Annotated in this window: 20 protein-coding genes; 6 read left to right on the top strand and 14 right to left on the bottom strand. The window is 64.5% G+C overall.

The features are described from left to right. Positions 1–19: 19 nt before the first annotated feature. The 8 genes from NSO95_RS12140 to NSO95_RS12175 form a co-directional block, all read right to left on the bottom strand. Entirely contained in the window at positions 20–1,363 is a 1,344-nt protein-coding gene (locus NSO95_RS12140; protein ID WP_257596532.1) for a methyl-accepting chemotaxis protein, read from the bottom strand. Beyond that, positions 1,360–2,877 (bottom strand): putative bifunctional diguanylate cyclase/phosphodiesterase, encoded by a 1,518-nt coding sequence (locus NSO95_RS12145; protein WP_257596533.1) that lies wholly within the window; start codon positions 2,875–2,877, stop codon positions 1,360–1,362. Before NSO95_RS12145 ends, NSO95_RS12140 begins: the two co-directional genes overlap by 4 nt. A gap of 68 nt (positions 2,878–2,945) precedes the next feature. Further along, complete coding sequence (locus NSO95_RS12150; RefSeq protein WP_257596534.1) at positions 2,946–3,833, bottom strand: CheR family methyltransferase; 888 nt, start codon at positions 3,831–3,833, stop codon at positions 2,946–2,948. Then, positions 3,824–4,852, bottom strand: coding sequence for a chemotaxis-specific protein-glutamate methyltransferase CheB (gene cheB / locus NSO95_RS12155; RefSeq protein ID WP_257596535.1), 1,029 nt, complete (start codon positions 4,850–4,852; stop codon positions 3,824–3,826). Before cheB ends, NSO95_RS12150 begins: the two co-directional genes overlap by 10 nt. Before the next feature lie 73 nt (positions 4,853–4,925). After that, positions 4,926–5,291: a response regulator gene (locus NSO95_RS12160; RefSeq protein ID WP_257596536.1), complete on the bottom strand. Its 366-nt coding sequence runs from the start codon at positions 5,289–5,291 to the stop codon at positions 4,926–4,928. 54 nt (positions 5,292–5,345) lie between these two features. Next, complete coding sequence (locus NSO95_RS12165; protein WP_257596537.1) at positions 5,346–5,774, bottom strand: chemotaxis protein CheW; 429 nt, start codon at positions 5,772–5,774, stop codon at positions 5,346–5,348. Then, positions 5,771–8,125: a chemotaxis protein CheA gene (locus NSO95_RS12170; RefSeq protein WP_257596538.1), complete on the bottom strand. Its 2,355-nt coding sequence runs from the start codon at positions 8,123–8,125 to the stop codon at positions 5,771–5,773. Before NSO95_RS12170 ends, NSO95_RS12165 begins: the two co-directional genes overlap by 4 nt. A gap of 54 nt (positions 8,126–8,179) precedes the next feature. Beyond that, on the bottom strand, positions 8,180–9,529 hold the full coding sequence (locus NSO95_RS12175; protein ID WP_257596539.1) for an MATE family efflux transporter: 1,350 nt from the start codon (positions 9,527–9,529) through the stop codon (positions 8,180–8,182). Positions 9,530–9,640: 111 nt separating this feature from the next. Between NSO95_RS12175 and NSO95_RS12180 the strand changes: the two genes are divergently transcribed. After that, the gene (locus NSO95_RS12180) at positions 9,641–10,189 is read left to right on the top strand and encodes a (2Fe-2S)-binding protein (protein WP_257596540.1); all 549 of its coding nucleotides are present in this window, start codon (positions 9,641–9,643) and stop codon (positions 10,187–10,189) included. Between the two features lie 9 nt (positions 10,190–10,198). Here NSO95_RS12180 and NSO95_RS12185 read toward each other — a convergent pair whose 3' ends face one another. Next, positions 10,199–12,310, bottom strand: coding sequence for a TonB-dependent receptor (locus NSO95_RS12185; RefSeq protein WP_257596541.1), 2,112 nt, complete (start codon positions 12,308–12,310; stop codon positions 10,199–10,201). Positions 12,311–12,470: 160 nt separating this feature from the next. Here NSO95_RS12185 and NSO95_RS12190 point away from each other — a divergent pair, with 160 nt between their 5' ends. Further along, entirely contained in the window at positions 12,471–12,815 is a 345-nt protein-coding gene (locus NSO95_RS12190; RefSeq protein ID WP_257596542.1) for an arsenate reductase family protein, read from the top strand. A 6-nt stretch (positions 12,816–12,821) separates the two neighbouring features. Here the strand turns inward: NSO95_RS12190 and NSO95_RS12195 are convergent, their stop codons facing one another. Continuing rightward, complete coding sequence (locus NSO95_RS12195) at positions 12,822–14,222, bottom strand: MFS transporter (protein WP_436278038.1); 1,401 nt, start codon at positions 14,220–14,222, stop codon at positions 12,822–12,824. Between the two features lie 108 nt (positions 14,223–14,330). Between NSO95_RS12195 and NSO95_RS12200 the strand changes: the two genes are divergently transcribed. After that, a complete protein-coding gene (locus NSO95_RS12200; RefSeq protein WP_257596543.1) occupies positions 14,331–14,963 on the top strand; it encodes a class I SAM-dependent methyltransferase in 633 nt (210 codons plus the stop codon). On the opposite strand, the gene NSO95_RS12205 is transcribed toward NSO95_RS12200, so the two are convergent. Beyond that, positions 14,964–15,791 carry a hypothetical protein gene (locus NSO95_RS12205; protein WP_257596544.1) on the bottom strand — a complete coding sequence of 276 codons (828 nt, stop codon included), beginning with the start codon at positions 15,789–15,791 and terminating at the stop codon, positions 14,964–14,966. 63 nt (positions 15,792–15,854) lie between these two features. On the opposite strand from NSO95_RS12205, the gene lipB reads away from it, so the two are divergent. Next, positions 15,855–16,538: a lipoyl(octanoyl) transferase LipB gene (gene lipB, locus NSO95_RS12210; protein ID WP_257597039.1), complete on the top strand. Its 684-nt coding sequence runs from the start codon at positions 15,855–15,857 to the stop codon at positions 16,536–16,538. Beyond that, positions 16,535–16,840 (top strand): hypothetical protein, encoded by a 306-nt coding sequence (locus tag NSO95_RS12215; protein ID WP_257596545.1) that lies wholly within the window; start codon positions 16,535–16,537, stop codon positions 16,838–16,840. The genes lipB and NSO95_RS12215 overlap by 4 nt, the downstream gene beginning before the upstream one ends. Positions 16,841–16,851: 11 nt before the next feature. Here the strand turns inward: NSO95_RS12215 and NSO95_RS12220 are convergent, their stop codons facing one another. After that, on the bottom strand, positions 16,852–17,733 hold the full coding sequence (locus NSO95_RS12220; protein WP_257596546.1) for an HpcH/HpaI aldolase/citrate lyase family protein: 882 nt from the start codon (positions 17,731–17,733) through the stop codon (positions 16,852–16,854). Positions 17,734–17,783: 50 nt separating this feature from the next. Next, complete coding sequence (locus NSO95_RS12225) at positions 17,784–18,893, bottom strand: alkene reductase (protein WP_257596547.1); 1,110 nt, start codon at positions 18,891–18,893, stop codon at positions 17,784–17,786. Positions 18,894–19,022: 129 nt separating this feature from the next. Between NSO95_RS12225 and NSO95_RS12230 the strand changes: the two genes are divergently transcribed. Then, positions 19,023–19,898, top strand: coding sequence for a DMT family transporter (locus NSO95_RS12230; RefSeq protein ID WP_257596548.1), 876 nt, complete (start codon positions 19,023–19,025; stop codon positions 19,896–19,898). Positions 19,899–19,907: 9 nt separating this feature from the next. Here NSO95_RS12230 and NSO95_RS12235 read toward each other — a convergent pair whose 3' ends face one another. Continuing rightward, positions 19,908–21,239, bottom strand: coding sequence for a DUF2254 domain-containing protein (locus NSO95_RS12235; RefSeq protein ID WP_257596549.1), 1,332 nt, complete (start codon positions 21,237–21,239; stop codon positions 19,908–19,910). Between the last annotated feature and the right edge of the window lie 218 nt (positions 21,240–21,457).

The following is a 21,457-nucleotide window of genomic DNA, read 5'->3' on the forward strand; positions in this document are numbered from 1 at the left end:
TGCCGGTGATTCCGGTGTCTTACCCCTGTCGCACGCGGGCGAGAAACTCGCTGACCTGATTGCGCATATTGGCTGCCTGGCCCTCGAGCTCAGTCGCCGAGCTGAGCACCTGCGAGGCGGCCGCGCCGGTCGACATGGCGGTCTCGCGCACCTCTACGATGCGGCTCGACACCTCGTCGCTGCTGCGCGCGGCGAGGTCGATGCTGCGCGCGAGATCCTGCCCGGCAACCGACTGCTGGTCGACCGCAGAGGCGATCGAGATCGCGGTTGCTTCGAGCTGTTCGATCTGGTGGCCGATCTCGCGCAGCACCTTGACGCTGTTGCCGGTCGAATCCTGCATCGCGCGGATCTGGGCCGAAACTTCTTCGGTCGCGCGGCTGGTTTGTGCGGCGAGTTCCTTGACCTCGGAGGCCACGACCGCAAAGCCGCGGCCCGCCTCCCCCCCGCGTGCCGCCTCGATCGAGGCGTTGAGCGCGAGCAGATTGGTGCGCTTGGCGATCGACTGGATCAGCTCGACGATATCGCCGACCTGTGCCGCCGAAGACGAGAGGGCCGAGATAGTCTCGTCGGCCTTCTCAGCCGAATCCGATGCCTTGCGGGCCAGCTCGGCCGATGAAGCGGCTTGCCGACTGATCTCGCCGATCGACATGGCAAACTCGTCACTCGCGGCAGCAGCGGCGGTAACGCCGGTCGATGCTTCTTTCATCGAGTCCACCACCATCCCCGCTTGGTTCGTCGCTTGCTCGGCAGCGGCAGCCATCGAACTGGCGGTGGCCTGGAGCTGGCTCGACGCCGAAGCTACGCCGCCGACGATTTCGCCGACCTGCTGCTCGAACCGGTTGGCGAACATCGCCAGTTCCTGCTTGCGCGCCTCGGCCGCCGCCTTGCGCCCGGCCATCAGCTCGTCGAGCTTGTGCCCCGATTTGAGGAACACTTCGAGCGCGCGGGCCAGATCGCCGATCTCGTCGGGGCGCTTGGTGCCGGTCGATGCGATGTCACGCTCGCCCGAGGCAAGCCGGCGCATCCCGTCCGTGATTTCGAGAAATGGCGCGATGACCTGATCGAGAATGAACTTGAGGCTTACCAGAGCGAGGACGATCGTGACGGCGGCGATCGCAAGAATTGCGGCCCGCATCACTGGCACCGCCTCCGGATTTGCGAAACCGTAGAGCGCGGCCGCGATCACCACAGCAAGGCCCGACATCGTGAAAACCGAGGCGATCTTTGCCTTCATTGCCAGCGGTTTCATCATGAACCAGCGTGCAAGCGCCGAACTCTGCCTGCTTTCCTCGGCATAATCGATCTCGACTGCGGCAATCTCGCGCGAGAGTTCCTGCGCGAGAATATCGGTCTGCGCGTTCATGCTTGCTTCCTTTCGGGGGGGCCTTCTGGCGTCAACTGACTAAGGTGCTGGGCGATTTCTTCTCTTGGCATGGCCTTGAAATAGAGCCAGCCCTGGATCTGGTCGCAGCCGGCTGCCCGAACGAGGTCGGCCTGGGCTTGGGTTTCGACACCCTCGGCAGTGACATGCATCTTGAGCGCTTGCGCCATCGAGATGCTGGACAGCATCATCGCACGCGAACCTTCGTCCCCTTCGGAGTCGACAACCAGTGAACGGTCGAGCTTGAGTTTCTCGAAGCGGAACTGGCGCAGGAAACCGATCGAGGCGTAGCCGGTCCCGAAATCGTCGAGCACCACGTTGACCCCGAATCCCCTGATGATGTCGAGGCTGCGTTCCGCCACCACCGGATCGAGAACGAGACAGGTCTCGGTGATTTCGAGTTCGAGCCGTTCGGGCTCGAAACCGGTTTCCTCGAGAATCTGGCCGAGCTGGATCGGGAATTCGGGATTGCGGAGCTGGGCAGCCGAAATATTGACCGACAGCTTGATCCCGCTCCACTCCAGCGCGTCACGGCAGCTCTGGCGCAGCACGAACAGGCCGATGGCATTGATCAGGCCCGATTCCTCGGCGACCGGGATGAAGATATTGGGTCCGATCACCTTTCCGTCGGGCCGGTGCCAGCGCAACAGCGATTCGACCGCTACGACCTGATGCGACTGGGCATCCACCAGCGGCTGGTAATGGACTGCGAGCTCCCCATCGAGCAGCGCCTTGCGCAGTTCTGTATCCATGTCGCGGATCGCTTCGAGGTTGCGGTCGAATGCCTGTTTGAACCAGGTGCAGCGCATCTTGCCGCCTCGCTTGGACGCATACATTGCGACATCCGCGCGGCGCAGCAGTTCGGAAGAGTCGAGTGCGTCTGCGCGTGTGCTGTACGACAGGCCGATGCTGGCGCCGACCGCAATCCTTCGATCCTCGACCGGAATGGGGTTGGTCAGACGCTCCAGAATTGCGCGGCAGATGCCTTCGAGCAGCGTATTGCACAGCGGACCGGACATGCAGATGGCAAATTCGTCGCCGCCAAGGCGAAAGGTCTTCGCCTCCGTATCACAGACATCGAGCAGGACGCTGGCCGCTTCCCGGATCAACTTGTCGCCGACGGCGTGACCGTAGAGGTCATTGACCATCTTGAACCCGTCAAGATCGATCAGCGCAACGGCAACTTCATCATGGTTCGCCAAACCCTGGCGAATGGCACCATGCATCGCCCGCCGATTGGGGAGGAGGGACAGGCTGTCGGTCAGCCCCAGGGTCTCGAGTTCGGCAATGCCTGCCATGCCGATGCGGCACAGCAGGGCTGCCGATGCGGCATAAATTGCGATCCCGCCGACGATAAGCGAGAATGTCGCGCCGGAGTTCATGGTGCTGGTCAGGAGAACGGCCGTCACTCCGCCGAATATCAGTGTCAGCACAACCAGCGGCGCAACGACCAGCGTTCGCGGCGAGACGCTGAATTTCCGCCAGGATTCGAACATTGCGCTCCCCATACTCGGGCGAGTTGCACCGATCTTCCCGGTGCTAACCAAACGTCCCTAAGGTCAGGTTAACTCGAGCCGCGGCGAGCCACCCTGCGGGCGCCGTGTGTGATTACGTGGCGCTGCTGCGCCTCGTGCTCGGAGGTGCGGACGAACAAGCCCTGATGCCCCTCCGTCGGGCGGAAGCGCGTCGTGCGCCCCAAGGCGGTTTCGCCCGCGCCAAGCAGCAACCAGCCGTCGGGCCGCAGGCTGCCGGCCAGTCGGTCGAACGCGGCTTCACGCCGGACGGGATCAAAATAGAGCAATACATTGCGACACAAAACGAGGTCGAACCGCTCAGCGATCTCCACCGGGCCAAGCAGATTGCGCTGCCGGTACCGCACCATGGTCCTGAGATTGCGCTTCGCGCGCCAGCCGTGCGGCGTCTCTTCGAAATGGGTCAGCATTTGGCCCACGCCCAGACCGCGCTGGATTTCGAACTGGCTGTAGCAGGCGTCGCGCGCCGCTTCGATCGCTTTCTCGGACACATCGGTGCCGACGATGTCGATCGTCCAGTCCTTCCACAGACCTGGCTGGTCGAGGATCAGCATGGCCACCGACAGCGCTTCCTGACCGGACGAGCAGCCGGCCGACCAGATGGCGAGCCGCTTCGTGGCGAAGCGCTTTCGCGCGAGATCGGGTAGTACCTTGGCGGCGAGCTGGTCGAACATCGCGCGGTCGCGGAAGAAATAGGTCTCGTTGTTGAGCAGTGCTTCGACCACCCGCTTGGACAGGTCTTCAGTACCCGGTTCGGCCAGCATGCAGGCAAGCTGGTCGACATTGCTGATGCCCTGTTCGCGGAACAGACCTGCCAGCGCGGTGGTTACGCGCCAGCGACGGCCTTCGCTCATGTGCTGGCCGGTACGCGCTTCGAGCAGATCGGCGATGACGCGGTGGGAGGCCTCGCTCACTTCCATACGCCGGCCTCAAGCAGCGCGGCCATGCGAAGGGCCAGCTTGCCCGGAGGCAGGATGGCGGAGGCAAGTCCCCGTTCGGCAACCGCACGGGGCATCCCCCACACGGCGGAGCTTTCCTGATCCTGCGCGAAAATCGTACCGCCCGCATCGACCAGCGCCTTGGCACCGACCGCGCCATCCTTGCCCATGCCTGACAGGACGACGCCGAGCGCCTCGCCACCAACGGCCGTTGCAAGACTTTCGAACATCGGGTCGACCGAAGGCGTGCAACCGCTCGGCATCGCTCCTTCGATGATCCGCACGCGCAACTCGCCAGCGAATTCGCGCAGGGTCATATGGCCGTGGCCAGGGGCGATATGGATCATTCCCTGCTTAACAATCGTGTCATTGTCGACCACGATTGCCTTGCGGCCCGATGCACTTTCCACCTGTTTGGCGAATACCGGGAGGAACGATCCCGGCAAATGCTGGGTTACGAGGATCGGAACGTCGACCGAAGCGGGACAAGCGCGCAACAACTGGTTGAGCGCGTGGATCCCGCCGGTCGAGGCGCCGATCGCGATGACGCGCGGCCTGCGCGCAGGTCTCGCAATTCTCGGGGCCGAGACAGGCGGTGCCTGCCCGGCTGCGCGAGAGTTCTGGCCACCACCGAGCGCCCGGATCTTCTCGACCAGCTGGACGCGGAAGTCCTCGGCGAATTTTCTCGACTGGGGCTTGGGCATGGTGTCGGCCGCGCCCATCGACAGGGCAGCGACCGTCGCCTCCGCCCCTTCCTCGGTCAGCGAGGAGACGACCAGCACCTTCACCGCCGGGGAAGCAGCAAGAAACTTTGGCAGCGCCTTGAAGCCGCCCATTCCGGGCATTTCGAGATCGAGCACAACGACATCGGGCATTGTCTGGTCAAGCTCGCGCAAGCCCAGCTCGGCGCTGCTGACGCGTGATACCACTTCGAGGTCGCCTGCGCTCTCGATGGTGCGCGACAGGACCGAGCGGACCGTCAGCGAATCGTCGACGATCATGACCCTGGTCGGACGCAAGAGCCGTGCGCCGGGCGGCGTCGCTATATTTGTCGCCACGCCCATTGCGGAGACCTCAGGCCATGCCGACGAGCTGGAGCTTGATCTGCAGGGTCTCGTGGTCGAACGGCTTCATCACATATTCGTCCGCACCTGCACTGATCGCCTCGCGGATATGGGCGATGTCGTTTTCGGTGGTGCAAAAGACGACCTTCGGTCTGTCCCCGCCCGGTTGCTGTCGCAGCAGGGTGATGAACTCGATCCCGGTCATGACCGGCATGTTCCAGTCGAGAAGAACCACGTCGGGCATGGCCTCGCGGCACTTTTCGAGCCCTTCCTTCCCGTTCTCGGCCTCGTCGACCGTGAATTTGAGCGACTCGAGGATGTGCCGCGAGACTTTGCGGATTACCCGAGAATCGTCGACGATGAGACAGCTTTTCATTGCACCCGATCCTTTGTGTTTTTTCCACCCTAGGTGGATTGGGTAACCAAGCGCTTAAGCCGCCTTCGCGCGAGGCCCTGCAATGAGCGCTTCGACGTTGACCAGCAGAGCCGGGCCACGATCGGTCTCGATCATACCTCGGCCGGCCCGTTGCCAGTCCGCCCCGAAATTGCCGGGAACGGCAGCCGGTTCGGAACGCGACTCGAGTACATCGTCGACCCGGTCGACCATTAGCGCATAGGAGTGGTCTGCCACTCGCACGACGGGCGCGCGCTCGGGAACCGTTTGGGACGGGAGGCCGAGAGCCTTGCGGCAATCGATCACCGTCAGCGATTGGCTGCGCATCGCGGTAAGCCCGGCAATGTGTCCGGGCGCACGCGGAACAGGATAGATGCTCCCGACCTCGATCACCGACTGGACATCGGCCGCATCGATCGCTGCGAGGCGACCATCGATCTCGATCATGACATAGAGGGTGCTCATGCGACCTTCTCCTGCCGGGCGCTGCGCAGGGCTTCGACCAGGGCCGACCGGTCGTAGCGAAAAACTCCGTCGGCCCGCTTGGCGGCAATATCGGGATCGGCGTAGAGGCGGATGCAGTGCCCAACTTCGCCTGTGGCCAGCGCGGACTGGTCGGCGATGGCGATCTCGATATCGACGTGCTCGTCATCCGGTTCGGCGATGCGGTAGCCGGCGGCCCGGACCAAGGGTTCGAGCATCCGGACAGCCCATTCGTCGTCACGCGGAATCCGGCAAACGGGGCGTTCGGTCTGTGTTGCAACGCTCGTGCGAAGCGCGAAGAGCGCAAATCCGTCGAGCACCCGCAGCTGCTCGCCGCGATGCAGCAACAGGCCTTCGAGCGCCGCATCTTCGGGCAAGGGCATCACTTCCTCGCCGGTCTCGATCGAATCGTCCAGTTCGGCGACGGCATAAGCCAGCTCGTCGAGGCTGTCCGACAGGCGCAGCAATTTGACCGTTTCGCCGGGGTCGCAGCCCTGCTCTAGGCCGACCAATGGATAGATTTTCTCGCCGATCACAACCGTGTCGCCGGTAGCGCTGCGGTCGATCGCTTCGGCGGGGACCTGGTCGATCCGCATCACCAGGTCCATGCCGATCGCCTTGCGGCGGCCGTCGAACGCAGTGAAGGTCAGCAGGCGGCGCAGTTTTCGTTCGTGCGGCTGATTGTCGTCGTGTGTTGCCACCGCAGCGCGCGCACGGGCATCGGTAGCCAGCCCGTTTTGCGCCGCAATCGTCGGGACATCGAGCATCAGCACCGGATTGCCGTCGTCGAGCAGCGTCGTGCCGGCGTAGGCGCCGGTCTGCATGATGGCAGGCGCAAGCGGCTTGACGACCAGATCTTCCTGGTCGTGAATCGCGTCTACGGCGAGCGCGACGAGATCGGTCGGTCCGAGTCGCAAAAGCACCATCTTCTGCCGGCGGTCCACCTCATTGCCGCCCATCCCAAGCACATGGGCCAGCGAGAGGCATGGAGTGCGACGTTCGCGGAAAACCATCAGGCGGGTTTCGCCGACGGTCGAGAATTCGATCGCCTTGGCTCCACCGTGGACGATCTCCTCGACATAGGATTGCGGAATCGCGAAGCGCTGGCCGCCTGCGCTTACGGTAAGCGCGGAAATGATGCTGAGGGTGAGCGGAATCTGGAGGTGGAACTGGGTGCCTGCCCCGGGCCTGCTGGAAACGGAAATCGTCCCGCCGACGCGCTCGATGTTGGCGCGCACGACATCCATGCCGACACCGCGGCCCGAGACGGCGCTGACCTCGTCGGCGGTTGAGAGACCCGGGGCGAAGATCAGCTCGATGATATTCTCGCGCGACATTGCGGCCAGCTCGGCATCGGTGACAAGTCCTGCGGCAACCGCCTTGCGGCCTACCTTCTCCGTGTCCAGACCCTTTCCATCGTCGGTCACGGTCAGGGTGATGCGGTTGCCCGACTGGCGGGCTGAAATGCTCAGCAGGCCGATCTCGCGCTTGCCTGCAGCGAGGCGCGCGGTCGGGCTCTCTATCCCGTGGTCGATCGCGTTGCGGATGATGTGCGTTATCGGATCCCGCATCATTTCGATCATCTCGCGGTCGAGTTCGACGTCGCCGCCGTCGAGATCGACCATAACCTGCTTGCCGAGCTCGGCGGACAGATCCCGGACCAGACGGGGAAGGGCGTTATAGAGATGCTCGATGCGCTGCATGCGCATCCGCGTCACCGCCTCGCGCACGTCGTTGAGTATACCGGTCAGGCGTTCGAACGGGCCGTCGAGGGTCGGCTCGGCCCCTGCTTCGCGCAGCCGCCGGGCAAGGTCGTTGCGCGCCAGCACCATGTCGGAGACGCCGCTCATGACCCGGTCGAGCAGCTCCACCGGTAAGCGGATGGTGCGCAGGGTAGCACTGCTGGCGGTGCTTGGGGCCTGCGCGGTGACGCTCTGGACCGCGATGCTTTCGCCCGCGCCCGGCGTATCGGGTTCAAGCGCTGCAATGAGACCGTCGTCGCCGCCCTCGGGCAATTCTTGGCCCGCGTCGATCGCGTCGATCAACTGGGTGATACGGTCGATAATCGCGAGAACGGCATTGACGAGGTGGCTATCGGGATAGCGGCGCCCGGCGCGTACATCCGCCAGCGTGCCCTCCGCCGCGTGGCTCAGCTTCTCGAGGCGGGGGAAATCGAAGAAGCCGCAGTTGCCCTTGACCGTGTGGACGAAGCGAAAAATCGCGTCGAGCCGGGTGCCGTCTGCCGGATCGGCTTCCCACGCGACGATCTCGCCGCCGATCGCCTCGAGCATCTCGCGGGTTTCGGCCACGAAATCGGCCAACAGGTCGTCCATCGCAAATCCCCAATGCGTTCGGGGTCACTATGGGACGGGATGGTTAACGATTGATCACCGTCCGCTTTGCTTTCCGGGTGCCAGAACCCACAACACGACGACCACCGCAACAGCCCCGCCGACCAGATTGGCGGCCAGTTCCGCCGCAAAAATGGCCGAGGAACCCTGACTTGCCTGAAGCAGCAAGGCCACGGGCAGCATCACCGCAAGCACGCGGAAACAGCTTTGCGCCAGCGACCACCCGGCCTTGTCGACCGCGTTGAGCACACCGTTGCCGACGATCAGCAGCCCGAACCCGGCGTAGCCCCATGCGGCGATGCGGAGGTAGAGATCGAACTGGCGGATCACCGCCGGATCATCAGTGAAGAAGCCGGCGAACCATTGCCCTGCGGCAAACAGGGCCACGGCGAGTACCAGTCCATAAGCGAGACAGAAACCGAACGCGCCCAGAGCCGCAGCGCGCGCGCGGCCGAATTCCCCCGCACCCCAGTTCTGCCCGACGATGGATCCGATCGATCCCGACAGCGCGAGCAATGGCACCACGGCGAAGCTCTGCAGGCGGCCGGCGGCACCGAAGCCCGCCACCGCCGCCTGTCCCTCGAGCGCGACAAGAGCGGTCAGGATCGAAAGCCCGACCGGGTTGATCGCGTTGGAAAGCGCAGCGGGGACCGCTACCTTGAGGATCGAAGTCGCCGGATCGACCAGACTGCAATTGCGCAGCAGCATGGGATTGAGCGGAAAATGCGTGTTCCGCAGCAATATCACCGCCAGCAGGATCGACAGCGCCCAGCCGATTAGCGTCGCATAGGCGGCCCCGGCTACGCCGAACCCGGAAAAGCCGAAGGCTCCGGTGATCAGGATCGGGTCGAGGATCCAGTTCGCTGCGGCAAATACCAGCGAGACATAGGAGGTCTTGCGGGCCTCGCCCTGCGCGCGCAGCACGCCATTGAGGCCCATGATGGTCAGTTGCAGGGGGAAGCCGAGCGCAAAGGGCCGCATGTATTCGCCGATCAGCGGCAGCAGGCGCTCGGGCGCATTCATCAGCCGGAACAGGGGATCGAGCAGGGCGTATAGCAGCAGGCCGAGCGCCACACCTGTCGCCACCGCAAACACGATGCCGAAGTTCGCCCGCCGCGCGGCCTTGTCGTCGTCGCCTTCGCCGATTGCGCGCGCGACCACCGAGTTGACCCCGACCATCACCCCGACGCCGAGGCTGGCCAGAGCGACCGTGATCGGAAAAATGAACCCTACCGCGGCGAGTTCGGCGCTGCCCAGCTGGCCGATGAAATAGCTGTCGACCAGCCCGACCGACATCATTGCCGCAACGCCGATCACCATCGGGGCGGTCTGGCCCACGAGATGTCCGGAGATGCTCCCGCGGGTCAGCCTGGCTTTTTCATTCATCGTTTTCGCGCTAGCGGGCGCACAGCGTGGGTGAAAGCGAATTTCCGCCGCTTGTCGCGCCGCCCCCGTCCATGCAATGACCGGCCGGTTGCTCAGGAGGGATTGGCAAGCATGTCGCGCATGACGGTGAACGACCAGCCGGTGCAATTCGACATGAATCCCGACACCCCGCTGCTATGGGCGCTGCGCGACGCGGCGAACCTTACGGGCACCAAATACGGTTGCGGCAGCGGCGATTGCGGGGCCTGCATGGTGATCGTCGATGGCGAGGCACTGCGCAGCTGCCTGATCACCCTGGCCGAGGCCGAAGGACGCTACGTCACCACCATCGAAGGGCTGGCGCGCGACCGTTCGCATCCGGTGCAGCAGGCGATGGTGGCGGAGCAGGCGATCCAGTGCGGGTTCTGCACCCCCGGCATCGTCATGGCGGGTGCCGCGCTGATCGCGAAGAATGCCGATCCGGGCGAGGAGGAAATCCGCGCCGCGATCCCCAATCTTTGCCGGTGCGGCGTTTACCCGCGGCTGGTGCGCGCGATCCAGCGGGCGGGGCGGGTCGTGCGCCGGGTCGAGACGATCAGCGCGGCCCCCGCACCGGGGATCACCTCCGAAGATGCTGCGCGCGAAGTCCCCGCCCTGAGCGCTCCGCAAGGCGGGGACTGACGCGGAGAATCAGATTCGTACCCGCACCCCGATCCGCGCGCTGAAGGGTTCGGCCGGCTGGATGTTGTTGTCGCCGTGGGCGGACGGATAATAGCTCTCGTCGAATAGGTTCTCGATGTTGAGCTGAACCGAGACCTGATCGGTAATGTCGTAATAGGCGGCCGCATCGACCCGCCAATAATCGGGCAGGGTGACGGCGTTGGAGAGGCTGGCGAACTGCTCGTCCTGATAGATCAACCCGAGACCGACGCCGAACTTGTCGGTCAGCTCGACGTGGTTCCACGCGGTAAACTGGTGTTCGGGCAGTTGCTCGAGCCGCCTGCCGGCAGGGGCCGAACTGGTGGTAGTGCGGATTTCCCCATCGAGATAGGTGTAGCCGATATTGGCCTGCCAGCCGGGCAGGATCTCGCCGACGAGGTTGAGTTCGATGCCCTTGGTCCTGCTCTCGCCGACCAGTGCGACCAGCGTGGGATCGGTCGGGCTCGGGCCCTTGGTGTTGGTCCGGTCGAGCTGGAACAGCGCGGCGGTGAGGAACAGGTCGGGGGTGAGCAGCCATTTCGCGCCGATCTCGTAATTGGTGAACTTCTCGGGCTCGAATGCCTGGTCGCTCGGTGCGATCAGAAAGAACTGGTCGCCCGACTGCGGCAGGAAGCTGGTCGCATAGCTGGCATAGAGCGAAAGCGCTTCGGTCGGCTTGACGATCAGGCCGACCCGCGGGCTGACCTTCTCGTCAACCCGAGCGGTCAGCGTGCCTGCAAGATTGGTGGTTTCGAGGTCGAACCGGTCCCACCGCAGACCGGCAATCAGCTCGACATGGTCGCCGATAGCGATCTGGTCCTGGATATAGGCCGAAAGCACCGAGAGCTCGCTGTCGTTGGCGCGATTGGGCGCGGCGAGCGAGAACGCGGGAATCGCCAGCACGCGGGCAATCGGTACGTCGACCGAGCCGGTGAACGGGCCCGTTCCGGTGCCGAACTGGACATTGCGTCGCCCGTTGAACGAATCCTGGCTACTCGCCTCGATCCCGGTCAGCAGCGTGTGGCTGACACCGCCGGTGTCGAACTCGCCGACCAGATTGGCCTGCGCGATCAGGTTCTCGCGGTCCTGATAGTCCTCGTAACCGGACAGGCGCACGGTCGTGCCGTTGGTGCTTGAGGGCAGCAGGTTGGCGTAGACCTTGTCGTAATTCGCATATTGGACCGATGCATTGGCCGACCAGCCGCCACCGAGACCCTGATCGATCCGCAGCCTTGCGATATGCGCTTCGTTGGTCGCGCGGTTGAACTCGGGGTCGCCGAAGAACGCCTTGTCGAAACCTTCGAGCGGCCGGCCGCCTAGCGAGGGCAGACCGCGATCGGTCACCCGGCTGTCGTCGTCATAGGTGTAGCTGGCGACGAGCTTCGTATCGGGGCCGAGCCGTGCGGTCAGGGTCGGCGAGATGCCGAAGAAGCGGCCTTCATAGAAATCGCGGTGGCTGTCGAATTCCTCATAGGTTCCGTTCAGGCGCAGCGCGACGTTGTCGCCCAGCGGCTGGTTGAAATCGCCCGACAGGTCCAACGCACCGAAGTTGTCCACCGAGCCCCCGGCGGTCACTGCGGTCTTGTCGGTCTGCGCAGTCTTGCTCACCCGGTTGACCACACCGCCGCCGCCTCCGCGTCCGAAGATCAGCGCGTTCGCGCCTTTCAGTACTTCGATCCGCTCGACGTTATAAAGCGAACGATAGTACTGCGCATCGTCACGCAGACCGTCGAGATAGAAGTCCGCCGTGGTTTCCTGCCCGCGGATGAAGATCTCGTCGCGGTGGCCTTCGCCGGTTTCGAGGCTCACGCCCGGAACGTAGCGCAGCGCCTCGCCGAGCTGGGTGATGGCCTGGTCCTGCAGCTGGTCGCTGGTGATCACGGCGACCGTCTGCGGCACATCAATCAGCGGGGTAGGGGTCTTGGTGCCGGTGGTTCCGTCGTCGGAGGCATAGCCTTCTTGCTGCTCACCGGTGACGATGATTTCGCGCGGGAGGTAGTCGCGATCGGGCGCGTCCGCTGCCGTCTCGGCGGAGGCCGAGCCGGGCAATGCAAGGAAAGCGCAACCCGCGAGCAGCGCAAAACGTGACGGAAACTGTACCATAAAAATCTTTCTAGCGGTCTGATTGAGAATCGTTTGCATTAGTGAGTACGGCGTTATTGCGAGTTATTCGCAATTGCAACAGCGCTTTCGTCTTGGAATTGAAGATCTCTCAACCTAGGCACGCCGCATCGTACCCTGCAAACAGCGGAAGGCAGATGAGATGAAGGCGACGATCTGGCACAACCCGAATTGCGGCACCTCGCGCAAGACGCTGGCGATCCTGGAAAGCCTGTCGAAGGTCGACGTGACGGTTGTGGAGTATCTCAAGCATCCGCCGAGTGCCGACAAGCTGGCGCAGCTTTATGCCGACGCAGGGATCACTCCGCAGCAGGGCCTGCGCATTCGCGGGACCAATGCCGAAGCGCGCGGCCTGCCCGATGCCGACGATGCGACCGTGCTTGCGGCCATGGTAGCCGATCCGGTGCTGATCGAACGGCCGCTGGTCGAGACCGACAAGGGCGTGCGCCTGTGCCGCCCGCAGGACGTGGTGCTCGAAATCCTCTAGAGCGGCCTAGCTCCCGGGACGTCCACTTGGCAAAGTCTCGTCGGGCGTCAGCGTGCGCCATCCCAGCACGAAAACGGCGGCGCACAGCAGGCAGATCACCGCAAAGCCGATGACCGGGTGATGGCCGTAGAGCCAGACCCCGGCCGCCGGTGCTACAATGTAAGCTGCCCCGTTGAGCGAGGCGACGATTCCCCCGATTTGTCCCTGTTCTCGCCGGGTGACTGCTAGCGAGGCCCCGGCGGTGAAGCCGGGCCGGTAGAGTCCGAATCCCATCGAGGCCACCGCAAACCCCAGCGAGATGGCATGCAGATCCTGCGCCAGCGAAAAGCCGATCACTCCGATGATCGCCAGCGCCATGCCCCATAGCGTCGAGGCGCGCGGGCCGAGCTTGAGCATCGGGATCAGCCCCCACTGGCTGAGCAGCGTCGCGATCGCGCCCGCCATCAGCACCAGCCCGATCGATCCGGTGCCGAGCGCAGGATCCTCGCGAAAGCCCAGCCGGTCGAGAATGAAGAAGCCGATGATGCCCAGGGTTGCGGCCTGTGCATGCCCGCCGAGCAATCCGGCAACGATCCACGGCCGCAGGCGCGGATCGCGCCACTTGAGGTCGGGGATCGGGGCCTCGTCCCCTCCGACGTAGTCCGCCTGCGCTTCGTCGCTATCCTCTTCCTCGTCGTCGTCCGACATCCGGGGGTTGGAATTGGCGCTGAACGGAGCGGCGATCACCCGGCCGCGCGCGGCGAAGGTCGGGGCATCGTCGGGCAGGCGCAGGCGCAGCGCGATGAGCACCGCAAGGCCCACTGCCGCAAAGGCGAAGAACGGGCCGACCAGTCCGGTCAGCGGAAAGACGAGCAGCGGCGCAAGGGCGGGGCCGATCACGGTGCCGAGCCCGAAGCTCGACGCGATCAGCGCCATCGCCTGTGTGCGCTCGGAACGCGGGGTGCGGCTCGCGACATAGGCTTGCACGGCGGGCGGGGCGGCCGAACCGAAGCCGCCATAAAGGCTGCGGGCAGCCGCAAAGAGGATCAGCGTCGCTAAGGCAGACAGCGCCCCGGCAAGCCCGAACCACAGCACGAGGCCACATAGCGCGAACGACGCAATGAATCCGACCAGACCGACCGCCATCATCGCCTTGCGCCCGCGCCGGTCCGACCGCTTCGCCCACAGCGGCGCACAGATCACCCACAGCAGCGCCGACCAGGTGTAGGCAAGGCTGATCCAGACATCGGCGACGCCGAGCGCGGTCCCGATCGACGGCATCACCGATTGCATCGCAGTATTGCCGGCGGCGGTCACCAGCATCACCAGAAACAGCAGGACCATCCGTTCGCGGGCGATTGGCTGGTGCGCCGGGGCCAGCACCGTCTCGGGCGCATGCGGAGGAGGCTGGAGATCGCTTTCGGCCATGCTCGGGCAGCGCTACGCCGGGTCCGTTGCGCTTGCAATGGGGCACGGATTTTTGCAAGGCGGGGGCGAAGTCCCCGGCATGGCCGGGGCGGCCATGGGAAGCAATTGTTGTCGAACTCGAGTGATCTGGCGCTGCGGCGTCCGCGCAGCCTTCGTTCACGCATCGGTCGATTGTTCGGTCAGTGGGGCGTATTCTTCCGCGGTTTCCTCGAGCATCCGCGCATGGTCGGCTCGATCATTCCCTCTTCGCGCTTCACCATCGACAAGATGCTCGCGCCGGTAAGATGGAATGAATGCAAGCTGTTCGTGGAATATGGGCCGGGGGTCGGGACGTTCTGCTACCCGGTGCTCGAACGGATGCGCGGCGATGCCTCGCTGCTCGTGATCGACACCAACCCGCTCTATGTCGACTATCTCAACAAGACGATTGCCGACAGCCGCTTCACTGCCGTGCTCGGCTCGGCCGAACAGGTCGAGGACATTGTCCGCGCACACGGTCACGAGCAGGCCGACTACGTTCTCTCCGGCCTGCCTTTCTCGACCCTGCCCGACGGGGTCGGTCCGGCCATCGCCGCTGCGACCCACCGCGTGCTCCGACCCGGCGGCGCGTTCCTGGTCTACCAGTTCTCCGCCCGCGCGCGCGATTATATGGCGAAGCATTTCACCCGGATCGACCAGGGTTTCGAGTTCTGGAATGTCCTGCCGTGCAAGCTGTTCTGGGGCTGGAAGGACGCCGACTGATCAGTCGAATGTCTGCGCCAGCTCCGCCTTCGGTTCGCCGGTCAGCTGGCGATAGGCGGAAACCATCACCGCTGCCGTCAGTGCGGCATAGCCCGCGCCGATCGCCGAGGATACCAGCGCATTGCCGAACATCGCTGCCTCGGCGCTGACCAGCGCGAGGATCAGGCTGACGAACAGCGATACCACCTGGCTGACAATCGCAAAGGCGAACCACAGCAGGAAGAAGAAGATGAACAGCAAGCGGCTGCTGCCTTTGGTCAAGCGCCAGGACCGGGCGAGTGCGGCGACGGGATTGAAGGTCCGTTCGATCCCGAACACCGCTTGCACCAGCGAAAACTTGGCGAAGATGTAACAGACCGCGACAATCGCCGGCAGCACCAGGATGATCGCCACGGCGACCGATTGCAGCGCTCCGCCGATCATCACCGGCAGCAGGATCAGGATTGTGAAGGCCAGATACATCAGCAGGCTGGCGGCGATGGAAGGGATGGCGAGCTTGGCCGCGTCGCCGATCGCTGCGCCCGTGGTCGGCCGTCCCCGGTCGCTCAGCAAGATGATGATCGCCAGCATGCCGATCGCCTGGCCCAGCACGGTCAGGATCAGCGCCCACCAATTGTCCGCGAAGAACTGCGCGAAGGCATTGGAAACCAGTTCCGGATTCCGCGCCATGCTCGGGTTTTCGAACATCGTCGCCAGATCGAGGAACTGCATCATGAACAGGCAATTGGGCACGAGGATAAAGACCCCGGCAATCAATGCAACGAGGCCGGTATTGCTCCGCAGCAGGCGGGTGGCTTCATCCCAGGCGCGACCCATGTCGAATTTCATTCTCTTTTCCCCTCGTTGAGCTTGCCTCTTGATAGTCGCTCGACCAATCGCCACGCAATGCACATGGTCGAAAATTCATCGCCGCCTGTCGATACCCGTCCCGAAGTGCGGCGCGATGCCGCGCCGGTGCCCTATCGCGAGGCGCTGAAGCAGATGGAGCAGCGCAATGCGGCGATCCACTCGGGCGAGGCTGCCGAACTCGTCTGGCTGCTCGAACATCCGCCGGTCTATACCGCCGGGACCAGCGCGGCGGCGGACGAATTGCTCGATCCGCGGTTCGAAGTGGTCGAGGCCGGGCGCGGCGGGCGATACACCTATCATGGACCCGGCCAGCGGGTTGGCTATGTCCTGCTCGACCTAGGCCGCCGCAACCGGGACGTGCGCCGCTTCGTTCATTGCATCGAAGGTTGGGTGATCGACACGCTGAGCGATTTCGGGATCGAAAGCTGGCGAGCACCCGGCCGGGTCGGCATCTGGACCCGCGATGCAGCGGGCGGCGAAGCAAAGATCGGCGCGATCGGGGTACGCGTGCGGCGCTGGGTGACGATGCACGGCTTTTCCGTCAACCTTGCACCCGATCTTTCGCATTTCACCGGGATCGTGCCGTGCGGGATCGAGGAATTCGGGGTGACCAGCCTCGAACAACTGGGTATCGCCTGCACGCAGGACCAATGGGACGAGGCGTTGCTGGCAAGGATGGAGGATTTCCTCGCCGGCGTGGCGCGATCGTGCGGAGAGACGTCATGACACGCAAGCTGGCAGTTCTGCCGATCACTTTGCTGCTCTCGGCTTGTGGCTGGTTCGACCAGGCACCCGAATCCGAAGAAGCTGCGGGTGTGCAGGGCGAAGTGCTCGAGGGATCAATCAGCGACGAGATGATCCCGGCCGATGAGCTACGCTCGCAATCGCCGCGCGCCGCGCCCGAGCCGGGGGAAAGCGGTGCAGCAGGCAGCGACCCGTCGACTGCGGAAGAAGGCGACGACCGGGGAGCCGCTTCGATCGAGGAACCAGCCGAACCTGCGGAGCCGTCCGAGCCTGCGGAAGAGTAGTTTCCCGCGTCCTAACCGAGCGAACGCATGCTCTGGGCAGGAGCGAAGTCTTCCCCGACTTCAACCGTTGCGCCATCGGCTTCAGTCAGCAATTCCGTGATCGAGCGGCTGTTCGCGAGCCCGATCACAGCCTCGGCTTCGGCACGTTCCCTGGCCGAGAGCGCATAGGCTTCGTGGATCGCAGCCACTTGTTTGGGGTGCAGTGCACACATGCCGTGGAAACCGTCCTGCTTGGCACAGCGTGCGTCGCGCTGGCCGAGCGCGATATCCCGATGATCCGCAGTTGCAGTGTCGATCGCGAGCACGCCCATCGTGCGCGCGAGGATAACCGTCATCGCTCGGACATGGCTCAACGCGTCGGTCCAGCGCCCGCTTTCGCAGCGGGTGCGCTTGGCACCGAGGCCGCGGGCGACATTGTCGGCGTTCCACATGAAGCCGCTGATACGCGGCTGCCGGTCGGTGGTCAGTTCGTTCAGCGTCAGCGCGGCGCGCGGCGTCTCACCGATTTGCGGGATGATCTTGGTGGTGTTGTGCTTGAGGCCGAGCTTCTGTTCGATCTCGTAGAGCTCGGAGGCAAGCACGCGCAGATCGTCGTTGCCGGTCGCCCTGGGAAGGATCACCCCCTCGGGCGCACCCTGCATCACCGTCGCCAGTTCTTCGCGCCACATCGGCGTGTCGAGCGGCTTTATCCGCACCCAGCGAGCGAAGGCCTTGCGCGCGATCAGCGGATCGCTGTGCGCCTTGAGCCAGGCGGCGATATCTGCGCGCAGCCGCGGTGCATCCTCGTCGTTCGGCACGCACGACAGATCGACCACGACGGCATCGGCACCGACCATCGGTGCCTTTGCCATCTTGCCGGGGCTGTTGCCCTCGATAAAAAGCCATGACCTCATAGCCAGGGGCGTAGCGCAAAGGTCTGAAAACTTCCCTTACGCTGCACAGGTCACTCGGCGGCTTCGCGTTCCTCGGCCAGTGTGGGATAGTCGACGTAGCCTTCGGGGCCGGGCATGTACCAGCTCTTGGGAACATCGACATTGGGTGCCCATGGCGCGCCCTCGCGGATGCGGATGTCGAGATCGGGGTTCGAGATATAGGATCGCCCGAAGCTGACCGCGTCGCATTTGCCCGCTTCGATCTCGGCCGCTGCCTGTTCGGCGGTGTAGTCGCTGTTGAGCACGAGCTTGCCATTGTAGATCGAACGGATCAGCGGGCTCTGTTTGGGCACGTCGGTCCGGCCGAAGGTGCCCTCCGGCCCCGGTTCGCGCAGTTCGAGGAAAGCGAGGCCGAGATCCTCGACCACTTGCGCCGCTGCACCGAAGGTCGCCGCCGGATCGCTGTCGTCGCAGCCCTGAGTCTCGCCATTGGGCGACAAGCGAACACCGACGCGGTCAGCGCCCCATACGTCGCACAGCGCTTCGAGCACTTCGCGCAGGAACCTGACCCGGTTCTCCGGTGCGCCGCCGTATTCGTCGGTCCGCAGATTGGTGCTGTCACGCAAAAACTGGTCGACCAGGTACCCGTTCGCGCCGTGCAGTTGCACCCCGTCAAACCCGGCCTTCTTCGCGTTCTCGGCGGCATGGCGGTAGTCGGCGACGACGCGGGCGATCTCCTCGACCGACAATTCGCGTGCCTGCTCATAGGGCTTGCGCCCAGTCGGCGTATGCGCGTGGTCGGGGGCTTTGGTCGCGCTGGCCGATACCGGCGGCTCGCCGCCGAGGAAATCGGGATGGACCAGCCGCCCCATGTGCCACAGCTGGAGCACGATCTTGCCGCCTTCCGCGTGCACCGCCTCGGTGGTCAGCTTCCAGCCCTCGACCTGCTCGTCGCTCCAGATCCCTGGTGCGGCGGGCCAGCCGAGGCCCTCGACGCTGATCCCGGTCGCCTCGCTGATGATAAGGCCAGCGCCCGCACGCTGGCGGTAATAGGTTGCCATCATTTCGTTCGGCACCGAACCCGGCTGGGTCGAGCGCCCGCGTGTCAGCGGGGCCATCTGGATGCGGTTCGCGGTCTCGATCGCACCGAGGGTCAGCGGCTGGAACAGGATATCGGTCACACGGGTCCTTTCTTGCCCAAAGGCAGATTTCGTTTCGTCCTGAATTGCAACCCAAGCTATGGCGCGGCGGTGAGCGAAACAAGCGCAACAAAAGCGAGCAGGGGGGATAGCTCGACTTGGCCCCGCTGGGTGCTGCTCGCGGCGCTGCTCGCCGGCAATGTCGCGCTAGCGCTTGGTCCGTGGGCGGTGCGCGTGACCGATAGCGGGCCGGTGTCGGCGGCGTTCTGGCGGCTGTTCCTCGCCCTGCCGGTTCTGGTGTTGTTCGCACGCGGCACGGGGCAGCGGCTGGGCGGCATCCCGCGCAAGACGCTGCTGCTGGTCGCGCTCGGCTCGACCGCCTTCGCGCTCGACCTTGCCAGCTGGCATTTCGGCATTGGGCTGACCCGGCTCGGCAATGCGACGCTGTTCGGCAATGCGGGCAGCATCGTGCTGCTGTTCTGGGGCTTCATCGTCGCGCGGGTGCTGCCGCGCGGGCTGGACTGGCTGGCGATCGCCTTCGCACTGGGCGGCGCGGCGATCCTGATGGGGGAAAGTCTCGAGATTTCGACCGCGACGCTGGTGGGCGACCTGTTCTGCCTCGCGGCGGGGCTGAGCTATGCGATCTACCTGCTGACGCTGCAAGACGCGCGAAAGGGCATCGGGGCGTGGAGCCTGTTGGTGTGGGTCAGCCTGTTCGCCTGCCCCACGCTGCTGGTGCTGGCATTGCTGCTGGGCGAGCCGGTGATCCCGACCGACTGGACCCCGCTGCTGCTGCTCGCGCTCTCGAGCCAGATCGTCGGGCAGGGGCTGCTGGTGTTCAGCCTGCGCCACTTCCCGCCGCTGGTGATCGGGCTGGCGCTACTGACCCAGCCGGCCGTTGCGGCGCTCTATGGCTACAGCGCGTTCGGCGAGGTGCTTGGCGGATGGGACATTCTGGGCATGGTGCTGCTCGGCAGCGCGCTGGTGTTCGCGCGGACCGGCACTCCGAAAAGCGGGCCGGGCATCGTGGCGAACAAGCGCGCCTAGCAGCACCCGTCAATTCGCGCTCGGCTCGCTCCAAAACAACCGGTCGAACTTCGCGAGATGTTCCTCGAACCGGGCAAGATCGGGACCGACCAGAATGAGCCGCGCCTGCTCCGCCAGCAGCTTCCCTTCCTGCCGCAGGATCTTCTGCCGCCCCAGGTCGCCGATCGGTGTCGCCGCATTGGCAATCGTGTCGAGCATCACTTCGGCCGCGATCGGCGAACTCGCCACCGCGCTGCGGATCGCGCCGAAGCCGCGGTCGACGTAGTGCTGGAATCCGTCGGGCAGCGGGCGGACCGGGCAGGTGTCCCCTTCGTCATCGCCGATATCCTTGCGCAGGTCGCGCCGCCCGATCTCGGCAGTGGCCGCGCCGAGCCAGTGCAGCGCGGTGATCGCGGTGAAGGGATCGTTGATCCCCGGGCTGAGCGCGCGCAGACCGATCTCGACCAGCTCGTCGATCAGGAACTGCGGATCCTGCTCGGGCGTGCGCGACGGACCCAGCGTGAAGCTTTCGCGCAGACGGTCTTCCAGCTCCTCCGGCTCGCAGCCCTCGGCATCGAGCAGCGCCATCTTGCGGTGGACGAAATCCCCGGTGCGCACGCGCAGCGAGATCGTGCAGCCGTGCTCCTTCGCGACTTTCACCAAGTCGTCGAAGTCGATCATCTGGACATAGCCGGTGCCCCACGCGAGCACCGGTTTGCCGCCTAGCTGAGGCAGCGCCTCGCGAAAGCTGCCCTCAACCGGGTAGACTTCGCGAACCGTGTCGAGCAACCGCCGGGCGATGCCCTTGAGCACGGTGTTGATCTGGATGCTGGAGGGGACGTGGTTGAGGAAGAATACCAGTACCGCGACACACATCGCCATCAATCCGTAGGCGACCAGCAAAGACAGTTGCGGCACAAAGCCCGGTAATGCGTCCACCGCGCCCGATCCGGCCGTCGCCGTCTCGTCCTCCGCGCGGACGCTGCGCAGCACGATCAGCGCATAGACGAAGCTGCCGATGAAGGTCGCGAGGCTCAGCTGGTTGCCGCGGTCCTCCATGAAATTGGTCAACAGCCGCGGCCCGTAATTGCCGCTGGCATAGGCGACCGCCGCGATGGTGATCGAGAACACGGTCGAGGCAACCCCGATCATGCTGCCCGCCATCACCGTCAGCATGGTGTTCGCCCCCTGCGGCCGCGCCGGGACCAGCCAGTCCGCATCGTTGAGCGCGGCGGCAGCGCCATTCCGGTCGAGCCAGATCATCGCAAAGGCGAGGACGGCTGCAAGGATCGCGAACAGCGCGGGATAGAACCAGTAATTGGCGTTGAGCCGGGCCCAGAAGAAGCGGATGTCAGCGGTCATGTGGGATGGCAACGCTGAGGGCTTCGGATGGTTGCGGCGAGTGCGGTTAAATCCCATGGGATGTGACACAAACCGGGGCTATTCTCAAAATACTCGCCCGACTTCATTTTGTGCGATATCAAATATTTGATTGACATATGGCGCTCTTTGGCGCGACCTTCCGAGTATGGCCGATGCAGCCTTGGGGGTCAGGGTCGGACAGCGTCGATCGAGTCGAA

Source organism: Parerythrobacter lacustris (genome assembly GCF_024626475.1).
In the GTDB taxonomy this organism is placed as follows: Bacteria; Pseudomonadota; Alphaproteobacteria; order Sphingomonadales; family Sphingomonadaceae; genus Parerythrobacter_A; species Parerythrobacter_A lacustris.

Excerpts from the sequence above, each read along its gene's own strand:
- NSO95_RS12140 (WP_257596532.1), bottom strand. The coding sequence starts at position 1,363 with ATGAACGCGCAGACCGATATTCTCGCGCAGGAACTCTCGCGCGAGATT.
- NSO95_RS12145 (WP_257596533.1), bottom strand. The coding sequence starts at position 2,877 with ATGTTCGAATCCTGGCGGAAATTCAGCGTCTCGCCGCGAACGCTGGTC.
- NSO95_RS12150 (WP_257596534.1), bottom strand. The coding sequence starts at position 3,833 with ATGGAAGTGAGCGAGGCCTCCCACCGCGTCATCGCCGATCTGCTCGAA.
- cheB (WP_257596535.1), bottom strand. The coding sequence starts at position 4,852 with ATGATCGTCGACGATTCGCTGACGGTCCGCTCGGTCCTGTCGCGCACC.
- NSO95_RS12160 (WP_257596536.1), bottom strand. The coding sequence starts at position 5,291 with ATGAAAAGCTGTCTCATCGTCGACGATTCTCGGGTAATCCGCAAAGTC.
- NSO95_RS12165 (WP_257596537.1), bottom strand. The coding sequence starts at position 5,774 with ATGAGCACCCTCTATGTCATGATCGAGATCGATGGTCGCCTCGCAGCG.
- NSO95_RS12170 (WP_257596538.1), bottom strand. The coding sequence starts at position 8,125 with ATGGACGACCTGTTGGCCGATTTCGTGGCCGAAACCCGCGAGATGCTC.
- NSO95_RS12175 (WP_257596539.1), bottom strand. The coding sequence starts at position 9,529 with ATGAATGAAAAAGCCAGGCTGACCCGCGGGAGCATCTCCGGACATCTC.
- NSO95_RS12180 (WP_257596540.1), top strand. The coding sequence starts at position 9,641 with ATGTCGCGCATGACGGTGAACGACCAGCCGGTGCAATTCGACATGAAT.
- NSO95_RS12185 (WP_257596541.1), bottom strand. The coding sequence starts at position 12,310 with ATGGTACAGTTTCCGTCACGTTTTGCGCTGCTCGCGGGTTGCGCTTTC.
- NSO95_RS12190 (WP_257596542.1), top strand. The coding sequence starts at position 12,471 with ATGAAGGCGACGATCTGGCACAACCCGAATTGCGGCACCTCGCGCAAG.
- NSO95_RS12195 (WP_436278038.1), bottom strand. The coding sequence starts at position 14,222 with ATGGCCGAAAGCGATCTCCAGCCTCCTCCGCATGCGCCCGAGACGGTG.
- NSO95_RS12205 (WP_257596544.1), bottom strand. The coding sequence starts at position 15,791 with ATGAAATTCGACATGGGTCGCGCCTGGGATGAAGCCACCCGCCTGCTG.
- lipB (WP_257597039.1), top strand. The coding sequence starts at position 15,855 with ATGGTCGAAAATTCATCGCCGCCTGTCGATACCCGTCCCGAAGTGCGG.
- NSO95_RS12215 (WP_257596545.1), top strand. The coding sequence starts at position 16,535 with ATGACACGCAAGCTGGCAGTTCTGCCGATCACTTTGCTGCTCTCGGCT.
- NSO95_RS12220 (WP_257596546.1), bottom strand. The coding sequence starts at position 17,733 with ATGAGGTCATGGCTTTTTATCGAGGGCAACAGCCCCGGCAAGATGGCA.
- NSO95_RS12235 (WP_257596549.1), bottom strand. The coding sequence starts at position 21,239 with ATGACCGCTGACATCCGCTTCTTCTGGGCCCGGCTCAACGCCAATTAC.